This is a genomic window from Mycobacterium sp. MUNTM1 (assembly GCF_054660795.1).
Window position 1 is genome coordinate 1 of sequence record NZ_BAAGDE010000094.1, and the last position, 13,836, is coordinate 13,836.

Genomic DNA, 13,836 nt, shown 5'->3' on the forward strand with positions numbered 1-13,836 from the left:
CGGCGTCAAAAGAAACCCGACGGTCGCGCATTTGCGGGCGATCGCAGAGTTTTTCGGGGTGCCGGCGTCGTATCTGATCGATCGCGACACGGACCCGGCGATCGACGCGCAACTCGACCTTTTACAGGCATTGCGCGACAACGGCGTGCGTGACCTGGCGGCGCGCGCGTCCGGGCTGACTCCCCGGGCCCTCAAGAGCGTGGCCGCGATCATCGATTACCTGCGCGAACTGGAGCGGTTGCCCCCGATCGTCTCTCCGCGCGAGGGCCAATCCAACTAGCGGAATAGGCTCACGGGCCGGCCCGGCGGCTGACGAACTCACGCCGATCGCCGGTCAGCGGATCGGTGAATTCGATGCGCTGCGCCAGCAGCCGTAGCGGGGCGCTGAAGTCGTCGGCCGCGACGTCGATGACGTTGGGATACAACGGATCACCCTCGATCGGTATCCCCAGCGAGGCCATATGCAGGCGCAGCTGGTGGGTGCGCCCGGTGCGTGGCGTGAGCCGGTACAGCCCGTCCGGGGCGACCAGCTCCACGCGGGTCTCGGCGTTGGGCGCACCGGGTTTGCAGACGGCCTGTAAGTGACCGCGGCGCTTGATGATTCGGTTCTTCACCACGCGGGGAAGCTCCAGATCCGGGTCCACACCGGCCCGGGCCAGATACGTCTTGGTGACCAATCCCCGAGAGAACAGCGTCTGGTAGGCGCCGCGCACCTCGCGCCGTGCGGTGAACAACAGCACCCCGGCGGTCAGCCGGTCGAGCCGGTGCGCCGGGCTCAGCTCGGGCAACCCCAGTTCGCGCCGCAATCGCACCAGCGCGGTCTGCGCGACGTGGCGTCCGCGCGGCATGGTCGCCAGGAAGTGCGGTTTGTCGACGACCACGATGTCGTCGTCACGATGCAGCACCACGATGTCGAACGGGACGGGCACCTCGTCCGGCAGCTCGCGGTACAGGTACACACTCGCGCCGGCGGGAAGCACTGTGGCGGAGTCGATTACCGCACCGTCGGCGCCCACGACCTCGCCGGCCAGCACCTTGGCGCGGGCCCGCGCGCCAAACCGCGCGGTGAGTTCCGCCAGCACCGGCCCGCCGCGCAGCCGCACCCGCGCCGGGCCGAGTCCGTCGCGCACGGGAAGTGGGGCGGGCCTCATGCGGACCTCATCAAAGACTCAATTGAGCGGAACCGGCTCGAGGATCTCGGCGCGCGCCTCGGGCGCGCTGGCGCGCAACTCGTCGGCGGACACGTCGTCGGGCTGGGCCTGGGACAGGATCTCGGCCTCCACCCGGGCGCCGTAGTTGGCGACCTCACGCTCGATGTCCTCGGCGGACCAGCCCAGCACCGGCGCGACCACGTCGGCGACCTCGCGGGCGCAGTCGACGCCGCGGTGCGGGTATTCGATCGAGATGCGCATCCGGCGGGCCAGAATGTCCTCCAAATGCAAAGCGCCCTCGGCGGTTACGGCGTACAGCGCCTCCACCCGCAGGTACCCCGGCGCTTCCTTGATCGGGTTGAGCAGGTCGGGGCTCCGCTCCGCCAGTGCCAGCACGTCACCGATCAGCGAGCCGTAGCGGTCCAGCAGATGACGCACCCGGTAGGGGTGCAGACCCTGCAGCTCGGCGACGTGCTCGGCCTGGTTGATCAGGGCGAAGTAGCCGTCGGCCCCCAGCAGGCTGACCTTCTCGGTGATCGACGGCGCCACCCGGGCCGGAATGAATTGCGCCGCAGCATCAATCGCGTCGGCGGCCATCACTCGATAGGTGGTGTACTTGCCGCCGGCGATGGCCACCAGGCCCGGTGCGGGCACCGCCACCGCGTGCTCGCGGGACAGCTTGGAAGTCTCCTCGCTCTCGCCGGCCAGCAGCGGCCGCAGCCCCGCGTACACGCCGTCGATGTCGGCGTGGGTCAGCGGGATGGCCAGCACCGTGTTGACGGTCTGCAGGATGTAGTCGATGTCGGCCTTGGTGGCCGCGGGGTGGGCCAGGTCGAGATTCCAGTCGGTGTCGGTGGTTCCGATGATCCAGTGGCTGCCCCACGGGATGACGAACATCACCGACTTCTCGGTGCGCAGGATGATCGCGACGTCGCTGACGATGCGGTCGCGGGGCACCACCACGTGCACGCCCTTGGACGCGCGGACCTGAAATCGCCCGCGCTGCTTGGACAATGCCTGGATCTCGTCGGTCCACACCCCGGTCGCGTTGACCACCACGTGGCCGCGGACTTCGGTGATCGCGCCGTCCTCGGAGTCGCGGACGCGCACACCGGTCACCCGATCGCCTTCGCGCAGCATGGCGACCACCTGGGTGGAGGTGCGCACCACCACGCCGTAATGCGCCGCGGTGCGCGCGACGGTCATGGTGTGCCGGGCGTCGTCGACAACCGTGTCGTAGTACCGGATTCCACCGATCAACGAGCTGCGCTTGAGGCCCGGGCTGAGCCGCAACGCGCCGGCGCGCGTCAAATGCTTTTGCGCCGGAACCGATTTCGCACCACCCAGCCGGTCGTAGAGAAAGATGCCGGCGGCGATGTAGGGGCGCTCCCACATGCGGTTGGTCAACGGGAACAGGAACGGCATCGGCTTGACCAGATGCGGCGCCAGCGTGGTCAGCGACAACTCGCGCTCGTAAAGCGCCTCGCGCACCAGGCCGAACTCCAGCTGTTCGAGATAGCGCAGGCCGCCGTGGAACATCTTCGACGAGCGGCTCGAGGTGCCCGAGGCGAAATCGCGCGCCTCCACCAGCGCCACCTTGAGCCCGCGGGTCGCGGCATCCAGCGCGCAGCCCGAGCCCACCACGCCGCCGCCGATCACCACCACGTCGAACTGTTCGGCGCCCAGTCGTTCCCAGGCGGCCTCGCGCTGCCGCGGTCCCAGCACGGAGACCGGTGAGCTGGGCTGGGTGGGCGCATGGACGGGATCAGTCACCACCAGGACTCCTCACTGGACTCCGCACTGGGGAAACTCCTCCTCGGTTACTCGTCAGTAGGACGTGCTCCACCAAGGCTAACCGCTAGTCCAGGTCGTCGTGCGCCATCAGCCGCCGGGCGGCCTCGGTGATCGAGCCGGACAGCGACGGGTACACCGCCAGCGTCTGCGCCAGCTCGTTGACCGTGATCCGGTTGGTCACCGCCACGGCGATCGGCAGGATCAGCTCGGAGGCGATCGGGGCCACCACCACGCCGCCGATCACCACGCCGGTGGCCTGGCGACAGAACAACTTCACGAAGCCCTGGCGCAGGCCCGACATCTTGGCTCGGGCGTTCGTCCGCAGCGGCAGCATGACCGTGCGGGCCGGCACCGAACCGTCGTCGATCATCGTCTGCGGGACCCCGACGGCGGCGATCTCGGGCCGGGTGAACACGGTCGCCGCCACCGTGCGCAGCCGGATCGGGCTGACGCCCTCGCCCAGCGCGTGATACATCGCGATGCGCCCCTGCATGGCCGCGACCGAGGCCAGCGGCAGCAGCCCGGTGCAGTCGCCGGCGGCGTAGATGCCGGCCACCGAGGTCCGCGACACCCGGTCCACGGTCAGGTAGCCGCCGCGGCCCAGCTCGATGCCGACCCGGTCCAGGCCCAGGCCGTCGGTGTTGGGGACCGACCCGATGGTCATCAGCGCGTGGCTGCCCTCGACCGTGCGGCCGTCGGCCAGGGTGACGAGCACGCCGTTCTCGGTGCGGGTCACCGACCGCGCGCGGGCGTTCTTGACCAGCTCGACGCCGCGCTCGGAGAACGCCTCCTCCAGCACCAGGGCGGCGTCGGCGTCCTCGTAGGGCAGCACCCGGTCCCGGCTGGCGACCACGGTCACCGGCACGCCCAATTCGGTGTAGGCGTGCACGAATTCGGCGCCGGTGACCCCCGACCCGACCACGATCAGGTGCTCGGGCAGCGCGTCCAGGTTGTAGAGCTGGCGCCAGGTCAGGATCCGTTCGCCGTCCGGCGGCGCCGACGGCAGCACCCGCGGACTGGCGCCGGTGGCGATCAGCACGACGTCGGCCTCGTACTCGGTGGTGGCGCCGTCAGGCGCAGTCGCTTTGATGCGGTGACAGGCCAGGCCCGGCGCGGGGTCGATCAGCTCGCCGTGGCCGGCCACCACCCGCACGCCCACGCCGAGCAGCTGATCGGTGATGTCGGCGGACTGCTCGGTGGCGAGCTGCTTGACCCGGGCATGGATCTGCGGCAGCGAGATCTTGGCGTCATCGATGTCGATCTCGAACCCCAGCCGCGGCGCCCGGCGCAATTCGGTGCGCAGCCAGGTCGAGGCGATGAACGTCTTGGACGGCACGCAGTCGTCCAGGACCGCCGCGCCGCCGATCCCCTCGGAATCGATCACCGTCACGCGGGTCGTGTCGGGGTGCGAGGTCGCGGCCACCAGCGCGGCTTCGTAACCGGCCGGGCCTCCGCCGAGGATCACGATGCGGGTCACCACAGCCCCCAACCTAACGAAGCGGCGGGGACCCTGCGAACGCTCGGGGGAAGACCGACCAGCATCGGACGTCTAAGATTTCCCCGTGCCGCTCTACGCCGCGTACGGGTCGAACATGGATCCCGAGCAGATGCAGAAACGCGCGCCGCATTCGCCGATGGCCGGAACCGGCTGGCTGCACGGCTGGCGACTGACCTTCGGCGGCGAGGACATCGGCTGGGAGGGCGCGCTGGCCACCGTCGTCGAGGACCCGGATTCGAAGGTGTTCGTCGTCCTCTACGACATGACGCCTGCGGACGAGAACAACCTGGACCGCTGGGAGGGCTCGGAGTTCGGCGTCCACAAGAAGATCCGGTGCCGGGTGGAGCGCATCTCCTCGGACACCGACACCGACCCGGTCCTTGCGTGGCTGTACGTCCTGGACGCCTGGGAGGGCGGGATGCCGTCGGCGCGGTACCTGGGTGTGATGGCCGATGCCGCCGAAATCGCCGGGGCGCCAAGCGAATACGTGCATTGGCTGCGGACCCGCCCGGCAAGCAACATCGGCCCGGGAACCGGCGCCTGACTTCTTTTTCGCAAGAACGGCTAGGAGCGCTCGAAGGCGGCCGCCTGCTCGACGATGTTCGTCATCACGCGCACCCCGATCGGCAGGGCCCGTTCGTCGAGGTTGAACGTCGGCTGGTGCAGGTCCAGCTGCGGACCCACCCCCGGCCACACCCCCAACCGGGCCATCGCACCCGGAACCTCCTCCAGGTACCAGGAGAAGTCCTCGCCGCCGCCGGACTGGCGGGTGTCGGCCAGCGCGTCCGGGCCGATCGATTCGATCGCGTGGGTGAGGATGCGCGTCGAGATATCCTCGTTGACCACCGGCGGCACGCCGCGCCGGTACTGCAGCGTGTGCTCGATGGCCAGCGGCGCCAGCAGCCCGGACACCGTCTCGCGGATGATCTCCTCCAGGCCCACCCAGGTCTGCCGGCTCGCGGTGCGCACGGTGCCGGCCAGCACCCCGGTCTGCGGGATGGCGTTGGCGGCCACGCCGGCGTTGACGGCGCCCCAGACCAGCACGGTGCCGTTGCGCGGGTCGATGCGGCGCGACAACACCCCGGGCAGCCCGGTGATCAGCGTGCCCAGCCCGTACACCAGGTCGGCGGTCAGGTGCGGCCGCGACGTGTGCCCGCCGGGCGAATACAGCGTGATCTCGATCTGGTCGGCCGCCGAGGTGATGGGGCCGTGCCGGACCGCGATCTTGCCGACCTCCAGCCGGGGATCGCAGTGCAGGGCGAAGATCCGCGATACGCCGATGATGGCGCCGGCCGCGATGGCGTCGATCGCCCCGCCGGGCATCAGCTCCTCGGCGGCCTGAAAGATCAGCCGCACGCCGACCGGCAGCTCGGGCACCGACGCCAGCACCAGCGCGGTGCCCAACAGGATCGCGGTGTGCGCGTCGTGGCCGCAGGCGTGCGCCACATTCGGCATGGTGGAGGCGTACGGGGCGCCGGTGAGCTCGGCCATCGGCAGGGCGTCCATGTCCGCGCGCAGCGCGATCCTGGGCTCGTGCTCGGGGCCGATGTCGCAGACCAGTCCGGTGCCGCCCGGCAGCACCTTCGGGTTGAGCCCGGATCCGGCCAGCCGCTCGGCGACGAACTGGGTGGTGGCGTACTCCTGGCGGCCCAGCTCGGGATAGCGGTGAATGTGCCGGCGCCACTCGACCAGGTCGTCGTGGTGGGTGGCCAGCCAGGCATCGGCGGCGCCGACCAGGCTCATGATCGCGCCCCGCCGCGCCTGCGCTCCCGCGCGTCCAGCACCCGGTCGCGCTGTGCGGGCGTCTGGGCCAGCTGAACCACCGTGCGCGCCAACATGATTGCGCCCTCAACCACCGCGCGGTCGGCGCTGGGCCCGGCGGCGGCCTCGGCGAAGGCGCGCTGGTGCACCATGGCGCCGCCGGCGTCGACCCCGACCACCGGGTGGATGCCCGGCAGCACGTGCGTCACGTTGCCCATGTCGGTGCTGCCCATCGGCAGGGCCGACTCGTATTCGCGGGCCACCGGCTCGCGGCCGAGCCGGCACATCTCGTCGCGGAAGGTGTCGGCCAGCCATTGGTCGGGCCGCAGTTCGTCGTACGGGGGTGCAGGGTTGTCGATGTCGTATTCGCAGCCGGTGGCCAGCGCGCCCGCCGCGAAGCAGGCGTACATCCGACCCTCGAGCTCGCGCAGCGAATCCGATTCGACCGCGCGCATCGCGTACTGAAGCGTCGCGTGGCCCGGGATGACGTTGACCGCCTGCCCGCCGTTGGTGACGATCCCGTGCACCAGCTGCCCCGGCGCCAGTTGCTGGCGCAGCAGACCGATGGCCACCTGAGCGACGGTGACCGCGTCGACGGCGTTGATGCCCTGGTGCGGCGCGACGGCCGCGTGGGATTCCTTGCCGCGGTAATTCACCGTCGCCTCGGACAGGGCCAGCGAGCGGGCCGCGGCGATGTCGGCCGGCCCGGGGTGCAGCATGACCGCCGCGGCGATGTCGTCGAACACCCCGGCCTTCAGCAGCAGCGCCTTGCCACCGCCGGCCTCCTCGGCCGGCGTGCCCAGCAGCGACACCCGCAGCCCGAGTTCGTCGGCGACGTCGGCCAGCGCCAGCGCGGTGCCCACCGCCGACGCCGCGATGATGTTGTGGCCGCAGGCGTGGCCGATCTCGGGCAGCGCGTCGTATTCGGCGCAGATGCCGATGGTCAGCGGCCCACTGCCGAAGTCGGCGCGAAAGGCGGTGTCGAGCCCGCCGGCGGCCGCGGTGATCTCGAAGCCGCGCTCGGCGACCAGCGCCTGCGCCTTGGCGCAGCTGCGATGCTCGGCGAAGGCCAGCTCAGGCTCGCCGTGGATGTCATGAGACAACTCGACAAGGTCGGCACCACGCCGCCGCACGACATCTTCAACGCTGTCTAACGGGGTTATGGGCACTCTCGCAGTATGTCGCAGTATGTTTTCAGCGCCCAACCCCGCCGGGCTACACCAGCCCTGCGATGAATCCCGCCGCCTGGCCGGGGTACGGCGGTGCGGAGTAGTCGTGGTGCGCATCGCGGTCGCGGCCGCCGACGACGCAGACGGGATCGCCCTCGCTGCACAGGTCGATGGCGCGGCCGGCGAACGCACCCGTCGACGACAGCGGGGTGTTGAAGCGGTTGCCGGGGTTCCCGAACACCGCGACCGCCTTGATCTTGTCGGCCAGGCCGGGGTCCAGCGCCGGTGCCGAGCCGAAGTTGCCGATGCGCTGGCCCACCGGCGGCACCCCCGCAAGCATCGAGACGGCGGCGGCGCCCTGCGAGAAGCCGCCCAGCACGAGCCGCGTCGACGGGCACTGGTCGACCATCTGCGCGATGTGGTCGCGCGCGTCGTTGGCGCCGTCGGCGGTGGTCAGGAAGTTGTAGCTGGCCGGGTAGTTCACCGCGTAGGAGTCGACGTTGCGCGAGCCCAGCGCCGGCTGCAGCGCGGCGAACAGCGCGTCGCCCACGACCCCGAGGCCGGGCGGCTCGGCGGTGCCCCGGATGAAGATGAGTTGCACGTCGGGACAGTCCGCCTTGGCCGACGGCGCCGGAACGAATGTGATCGAAACCACCGACAGCACAACGGCGACGGCGACTCCCATGGCCGGGCCAACCACCGGCCACCTACGAAGATTCATACGGCAGATCCTGACATATACCGGCGACACCTCCCCACCGATAGGCTCCCGCTGTGACCCAAACCCCATCCGACCCAGGCGACCTCGCGCGCCGGGCGGCCGAGGTCATCGCCGAACGCACCGGAATCGCCGAGCACGACGTCGCCATCGTGCTCGGATCGGGCTGGCCGCCGGCCGTCGCCGCGCTCGGCACTCCCACCGCGGTGCTGCCGCAGGCCGAGCTGCCCGGGTTCAGGCCACCCACCGCGGTCGGGCACACCGGCGAGCTGTTGTCGATGCGCATCGGCGCGCACCGGGTGCTGGTACTGGTCGGGCGCATCCACGCCTATGAGGGCCACGACCTGTGCCACGTCGTGCATTCGGTGCGGGCGGCCTGCGCGGCCGGCGTGCGCGCGGTCGTGCTGACCAACGCGGCGGGCGGCCTGCGCCCGGACATGGCCGTCGGGGAACCGGTGCTGATCAGCGACCACCTGAACCTGACCGGCCGTTCCCCCCTGGTCGGCCCGCAATTCGTGGACCTGACCGACGCCTACTCCCCGCGGCTGCGCGCGCTGGCCCGCGAGGCCGACCCGACGCTGACCGAGGGCATCTACGCCGGGCTGCCGGGCCCGCACTACGAGACGCCCGCCGAGATCCGGATGCTGCGCACGCTCGGCGCCGACCTGGTCGGCATGTCGACGGTGCACGAGACCATCGCGGCCCGCGCCGCCGGCGCCGAGGTGCTGGGGGTGTCGCTGGTCACCAACCTGGCCGCCGGGATCAGCGGCGAACCGCTGAGCCACACCGAGGTGCTGGCCGCCGGCGCCGCGGCGGCCACCCGGATGGGGGCGCTGCTGGCCATGATCCTCGAGCAACTCCCCCGGTTCTAGGGCCATGACGCCCGAGGAGTGGATCGCCCACGATCCCGACCCGGCGACGGCCGCCGAGCTCGCGGCGTGCGACCCGGGCGAACTCGCCGCGCGGTTCGCCTGCCCCCTGAGATTCGGCACGGCGGGCCTGCGCGGCCCGGTGCGCGGCGGGCCGGACGCCATGAACGTCGCGGTGGTCTCGCGGGCCAGCTGGGCGGTGGCGCAGGTGCTGATCGGGCGCGGCCTGCGCGGCTCGTCGGTGATCGTGGGACGCGACGCCCGGCACGGCTCGGCGGTATTCGCCACCGTGGCCGCCGAAGTGCTTGCTGCCCAAGGCTTTTCCGTGCTGCTACTGCCCGGCCCGGTGCCCACCCCGGTGGTGGCGTTCGCGGTACGGCACACCGGCGCGCCGGCCGGCATCCAGATCACCGCATCGCACAACCCGCCCGCCGACAACGGCTACAAGGTGTACCTGGACGGCGGCATCCAGATCGTGTCCCCCACCGACCGCGAGATCGAAGCCGCGATGGCAGCCGCCCCGCCGGCCGACCAGATCGGCAGGACCCCGGTCGAACCCGCGCGCACCGACCTGGTCGAGCGCTACATCGAGCGGGCGGCCGGGTTGCGGCGCGGCGCCGACCCCGTTCGGGTGGCGCTGACCCCGCTGCACGGGGTGGGCGGGGCGGTCGCCATCGAGACGTTGCACCGCGCCGGGATTACCGAAGTACATTCCGTCGGAACACAATTCGCACCCGACCCGGATTTTCCCACGGTCACGTTCCCCAACCCCGAGGAGCCCGGCGCCACCGACGCGCTGCTGGCCCTGGCCGCCGACGTCGGCGCCGACGTGGCGATCGCGCTGGACCCCGACGCCGACCGGTGCGCTGTGGGGATCAAGGACGGGCCGCGTTGGCGGATGCTGTCCGGCGACGAAACAGGTTGGCTGCTAGGCGATTACCTGCTGTCCACCACCCACCCCGACACACCGGTGGTGGCCAGCACGGTGGTGTCCTCGCGGATGCTCTCGGCCATCGCCGCGCACCACGGCGCCGTCCACGTCGAAACCCTCACCGGCTTCAAGTGGCTGGCCCGCGCCGACGCGAAAGTGCCCGGCGGCACGCTGATCTACGCCTACGAGGAGGCGATCGGGCACTGCGTCGACCCCGCGGCCGTGCGCGACAAGGACGGCATCAGCGCGGCGGTGCTGGCGTGCGACCTGGTGGCCGCGTTACAGGCGCGTGACCGCACCGTGTGTGACGCCCTCGACGAGCTGGCCCGGCAGTACGGGGTGCACGACGTCGCCGCGGTGTCGCGCCGGGTCGCCGACGCGGGCGAGGCGGTCGAACTCATGCGGCGGTGGCGGGCGGCGCCGCCGAGAGAGCTGGCCGGTTACACCGCGAGCCTCACCGACATCACCGACGCGCTGATCTTCACCGGCGGCGACGACGACACGTCGATCAGGCTGGTGGTGCGGCCCTCCGGGACCGAGCCGAAGTTGAAGTGCTACTTGGAGATTCGCTGCGCGGTTCACGACGACCTGGACTCTTCGCGGCGGCGCGCGGGCGCCCTGCGCGAGGAGCTGGTCGCGGCGGTGCAGAGCTGGTGAACAGGTTGGGCCCGAATTGGCGGTCGCCGGCGTCGCCGAGGCCCGGCACGATATAGGCCGCCTTGTTCAGGCCCTTGTCGACCGCGGCGGTGAACACCCGCGCGTGCGGCGCCGCTTTCCTCACGGCCGCAATGCCTTCCGGGGCAGCCACCACACAGAGCACGGTGATATCCGTTGCGCCGCGGCGCTGTAGCAGGCCGATGGCGTGCGCCATCGACCCGCCGGTGGCCAGCATGGGATCGAGGACGATCACCGGCCTGCCCGCAAGCTTGTCGGGAAGGGCCTCCAAATACGGCACCGGCAGGTGGGTTTCCTCGTTGCGCGCGACACCGACGAAGCCCACCTCGGCGTCCGGGATGGCCGCGTGCGCCGCGTCGACCATGCCCAACCCGGCCCGCAGCACCGGCACCAGCAGCGGCGGCTTGGCCAAACGCGTCCCGACCGCCGGGGCCACCGGGGTGTGGATCTTCACCGACTTTCGCGGGGCGTCCCGGCTGGCTTCGTAGACCAGCATCAGCGTCAGCTCGTGCAGCGCCGCGCGAAATCCGGCGGTATCCGTGCGTTCGTCACGCAGCACCGTCAGCCGGGCGGCGGCCAACGGGTGGTCGACGACGCACATTTCCATGGGGTCGAGGGTATATAACGATCGGGCAAAGCCCTTCTGACACGCTCGCGTACGGCCCCGAAGACGTCCACGCCCGTTCCTATACTCCGGGCGTGTTGCGCGAAAATCGAAGTCCGAGAACGCTGATCGGCGGGGCATACCGCAGCCTGCGCGTCCTGGGCGTGCTGGCGCTGGCGGCACTGGCGGCCAGCCCGTTGACCCCGCGCATAGGCCTTGCGGCAGCGGCGATTCCGCAACCGGCACACATCGTGATCGTGGTCGAGGAGAACCGTTCGGAGAACGGCATCATCGGCAACAAGTCGTCGCCCTTCATCACCACGCTGGCCGCGAACGGCGCCAACATGACCCAGTCGTTCGCCGAAACCCATCCCAGCGAACCGAATTACCTGGCGCTGTTCGCCGGCAACACCTTCGGCGTGACCAAGGACGTGTGCCCGGTCAACGGCGGGGCCGCGCCGAACCTCGGCTCCGAATTGCTCGCCGCCGGCTACACGTTCGTCGGTTTCGCCGAGGGCCTGCCCGCGGCCGGATCACCGGTCTGCAGCGCGGGCAAGTACGCGCGCAAGCATGTGCCGTGGGCCAACTTCACCAACGTGCCGGCGGCGAACTCGCTGCCGTTCTCCGCGTTCCCCAGGGGCAACTACTCCAGCCTGCCGACCGTCTCGTTTGTCATCCCCGACAACGACGACAACATGCACGACGGCTCGATCGCGCAGGCCGACGCCTGGCTGAACCGCGAGCTGTCCGGGTACGCGAACTGGGCGGTGGCCAACAACAGCCTGCTGATCGTGACGTTCGACGAGGACGACGGTTCTGGTTCGGGAGGCAGCCGCAACCAGATCCCCACGGTGTTCTACGGCGCCCACATCCGTCCCGGCAACTACAGCGAACAGATCAACCACTACAGCGTGCTGTCCACCGTGGAGCAGATGTACGGATTGCCCAAGACGGGCTACGCCGCCAACGCGGCGCCCATCACCGATATCTGGGGCTAGTCCCGACGGTGGCCCCACCACCGCACTTGCGATCGCCGCTCGTCGCTATTCTGTGCCGCATGGTTGCTGACCTCGTGCCCATCCGCCTGAGCCTGTCCGAAGGTGACCGCTACACCGTGTGGGCACCCCGCTGGCGCGACTCCGGCGACGAGTGGGAGGCCTTCCTGGGCAAGGACGAGGACCTGTTCGGGTTCGCCGGCGTCGCCGACCTGGTCGCGTTCGTGCGCTCGGACGAGGACAACGACCTCACCGACCACCCGGCATGGAAGGAGCTGCGCTCGGCGCACGCACACGCCTTCGAGCCGGCCGCCGACAAGCAGTTCGACCTGGTGGCCGTCGAGGAGCTGGTGGCGGAGAAGCCCACCGAGGAGTCGGTGTCGGCGCTGACCGGCACGCTGTCGATCGTGTCGTCCATCGGATCGGTGTGCGAGCTGGCGGCGGTGTCGAAATTCTTCAACGGCAACCCCAGCCTGGGCACGGTGTCCGGTGGAATCGAGCACTTCACCGGCAAGGCCGGCGCCAAGCGATGGAATGCGATCGCCGAGGTGATCGGGCGCAGCTGGGACGACGTGCTCGCCGCGATCGACGGCATCGTCAGCACCCCCGAGGTGGACGCCAAGCTGTCCGACAAGGCCGCCGACGAACTGGCCGAGGATCGCGAGGAGGACGAGCCGGAGCAGGCCGCCGGTGCCGAGGCGGCCACCGAGGAAGCCGCGGAGGACGACGCCGAGGCGCAGGACGAGGACACCGACGACGAGCCTTACCGCGCGACCGGCGACACCGTCGTGCTGGGCAGCGACAAGGACTTCTGGCTGCAGGTGGGCATCGATCCGATTCGGATCATGACGAGTTCTGGCACCTTCTACACGCTGCGCTGCTACCTGGACGACCAGCCGATCTTCCTGGGCCGCAACGGACGCATCAGCGTCTTCACGTCCGAGCGCGCGCTGGCCCGCTACCTGGCCGACGAGCACGACCACGACCTGGCCGACCTGAGCACCTACGACGACATCCGCACCGCCGCGACCGACGGCTCGCTGGCGGTCGAGATCACCGACGACAACATCTACGTGCTCAGCGGGCTGGCCGACGACCTGGCCGACGGGCCGGACGCCGTGGATCGCGAACAGCTGGAACTGGCCGTCGAGGTGCTCCGCGACATCGGCGACTACTCCGAGGAGAGCACCGTCGACAAGGCCCTCGAGACCAGCAAGCCACTCGGCAAGCTGGTGGCCGCCGTGCTCGAGCCCGACTCGGTCACCAAGCCGTCGCCGCCGTACGCCGCGGCGGTGCGCGAGTGGGAGAAACTGGAGCAGTTCGTCGACGGACGGCTGCGCCGCGAGTAGCGCCGTCCTGTGACGGGCTAGGTTGGGTGACGTGTCGCTTCCCGGTATAGGCCCGCTACCTCTCTACGGGTTCCAGCGTCCGGGCCTGTTGCTGTTCGGCCTGGTGCCCCTGGCCCTGCTCGCCGTCTACGTCCTGGTCCAGGCGCGGCGCCGCCAGCGGCTGCACCGCTATACCGACACCCCGGTCGGGCAGTCGCCGTGGCGGCACCTCCCGATCGCCGTGTCGCTGCTGTGCCTGGCGCTGTTGACCATCGCGCTGGCCACCCCCACCCACGACATGCGCATCCCGCGCAACCGCGCCGTCATCATGCTGGTGATCGAC

General features: G+C 70.5%; 11 protein-coding genes and 3 pseudogenes. 7 read left to right on the forward strand and 7 right to left on the reverse strand.

From position 1 onward, the window contains the following. Positions 1 to 280, forward strand: a pseudogene (locus ACYQ8K_RS28890) (XRE family transcriptional regulator); the annotation flags it as partial. Positions 281 to 290: 10 nt separating this feature from the next. Here the strand turns inward: ACYQ8K_RS28890 and ACYQ8K_RS28895 are convergent. The 3 genes from ACYQ8K_RS28895 to ACYQ8K_RS28905 all read right to left on the reverse strand — a co-directional run bounded on the left by ACYQ8K_RS28895 (position 291) and on the right by ACYQ8K_RS28905 (position 4,425). Next, a complete protein-coding gene (locus ACYQ8K_RS28895; protein WP_459974634.1) occupies positions 291 to 1,151 on the reverse strand; it encodes a pseudouridine synthase in 861 nt (286 codons plus the stop codon). 18 nt (positions 1,152 to 1,169) lie between these two features. Further along, positions 1,170 to 2,924 (reverse strand): glycerol-3-phosphate dehydrogenase/oxidase, encoded by a 1,755-nt coding sequence (locus tag ACYQ8K_RS28900; RefSeq protein ID WP_459974636.1) that lies wholly within the window; start codon positions 2,922 to 2,924, stop codon positions 1,170 to 1,172. Positions 2,925 to 3,009: 85 nt separating this feature from the next. Continuing rightward, positions 3,010 to 4,425 (reverse strand): NAD(P)H-quinone dehydrogenase, encoded by a 1,416-nt coding sequence (locus ACYQ8K_RS28905; protein WP_459974638.1) that lies wholly within the window; start codon positions 4,423 to 4,425, stop codon positions 3,010 to 3,012. A gap of 82 nt (positions 4,426 to 4,507) precedes the next feature. Between ACYQ8K_RS28905 and ACYQ8K_RS28910 the strand changes: the two genes are divergently transcribed. Further along, positions 4,508 to 4,987 carry a gamma-glutamylcyclotransferase gene (locus ACYQ8K_RS28910; RefSeq protein WP_459974641.1) on the forward strand — a complete coding sequence of 160 codons (480 nt, stop codon included), beginning with the start codon at positions 4,508 to 4,510 and terminating at the stop codon, positions 4,985 to 4,987. Between the two features lie 20 nt (positions 4,988 to 5,007). Here ACYQ8K_RS28910 and ACYQ8K_RS28915 read toward each other — a convergent pair whose 3' ends face one another. The 3 genes from ACYQ8K_RS28915 to ACYQ8K_RS28925 are packed head-to-tail and all read right to left on the reverse strand — an operon-like array spanning position 5,008 to position 8,034. Further along, complete coding sequence (locus tag ACYQ8K_RS28915) at positions 5,008 to 6,186, reverse strand: amidohydrolase (RefSeq protein WP_459974643.1); 1,179 nt, start codon at positions 6,184 to 6,186, stop codon at positions 5,008 to 5,010. Continuing rightward, positions 6,183 to 7,373 carry a M20 family metallopeptidase gene (locus ACYQ8K_RS28920; RefSeq protein WP_459974645.1) on the reverse strand — a complete coding sequence of 397 codons (1,191 nt, stop codon included), beginning with the start codon at positions 7,371 to 7,373 and terminating at the stop codon, positions 6,183 to 6,185. Before ACYQ8K_RS28920 ends, ACYQ8K_RS28915 begins: the two co-directional genes overlap by 4 nt. A 46-nt stretch (positions 7,374 to 7,419) precedes the next feature. Continuing rightward, positions 7,420 to 8,034 (reverse strand): cutinase family protein, encoded by a 615-nt coding sequence (locus ACYQ8K_RS28925; RefSeq protein ID WP_459974655.1) that lies wholly within the window; start codon positions 8,032 to 8,034, stop codon positions 7,420 to 7,422. A gap of 113 nt (positions 8,035 to 8,147) precedes the next feature. Here ACYQ8K_RS28925 and ACYQ8K_RS28930 point away from each other — a divergent pair, with 113 nt between their 5' ends. Continuing rightward, positions 8,148 to 8,963, forward strand: coding sequence for a purine-nucleoside phosphorylase (locus tag ACYQ8K_RS28930; protein ID WP_459974647.1), 816 nt, complete (start codon positions 8,148 to 8,150; stop codon positions 8,961 to 8,963). Between the two features lie 4 nt (positions 8,964 to 8,967). Beyond that, positions 8,968 to 10,548: a phospho-sugar mutase gene (locus ACYQ8K_RS28935; RefSeq protein WP_459974649.1), complete on the forward strand. Its 1,581-nt coding sequence runs from the start codon at positions 8,968 to 8,970 to the stop codon at positions 10,546 to 10,548. A 7-nt stretch (positions 10,549 to 10,555) separates the two neighbouring features. On the opposite strand, the pseudogene upp reads toward ACYQ8K_RS28935, so the two are convergent. Continuing rightward, positions 10,556 to 11,173: pseudogene (gene upp, locus ACYQ8K_RS28940) on the reverse strand (uracil phosphoribosyltransferase); the annotation flags it as partial. A 92-nt stretch (positions 11,174 to 11,265) separates the two neighbouring features. Here upp and ACYQ8K_RS28945 point away from each other — a divergent pair. The 3 genes and pseudogenes from ACYQ8K_RS28945 to ACYQ8K_RS28955 all read left to right on the forward strand — a co-directional run. Continuing rightward, positions 11,266 to 12,168: an alkaline phosphatase family protein gene (locus ACYQ8K_RS28945; protein ID WP_459974651.1), complete on the forward strand. Its 903-nt coding sequence runs from the start codon at positions 11,266 to 11,268 to the stop codon at positions 12,166 to 12,168. Positions 12,169 to 12,227: 59 nt separating this feature from the next. Further along, a complete protein-coding gene (satS, locus tag ACYQ8K_RS28950) occupies positions 12,228 to 13,514 on the forward strand; it encodes a protein export chaperone SatS (protein WP_459974653.1) in 1,287 nt (428 codons plus the stop codon). Between the two features lie 31 nt (positions 13,515 to 13,545). Next, a pseudogene (locus tag ACYQ8K_RS28955) lies at positions 13,546 to 13,836 on the forward strand (VWA domain-containing protein); the annotation flags it as partial.

What these genes read in the sequence shown, in the direction of transcription:
- ACYQ8K_RS28895 (WP_459974634.1), bottom strand. Translation starts at nt 1,151, where the DNA reads ATGAGGCCCGCCCCACTTCCCGTGCGCGACGGACTCGGCCCGGCGCGG.
- ACYQ8K_RS28915 (WP_459974643.1), bottom strand. Translation starts at nt 6,186, where the DNA reads ATGAGCCTGGTCGGCGCCGCCGATGCCTGGCTGGCCACCCACCACGAC.
- ACYQ8K_RS28935 (WP_459974649.1), top strand. Translation starts at nt 8,968, where the DNA reads ATGACGCCCGAGGAGTGGATCGCCCACGATCCCGACCCGGCGACGGCC.
- satS (WP_459974653.1), top strand. Translation starts at nt 12,228, where the DNA reads ATGGTTGCTGACCTCGTGCCCATCCGCCTGAGCCTGTCCGAAGGTGAC.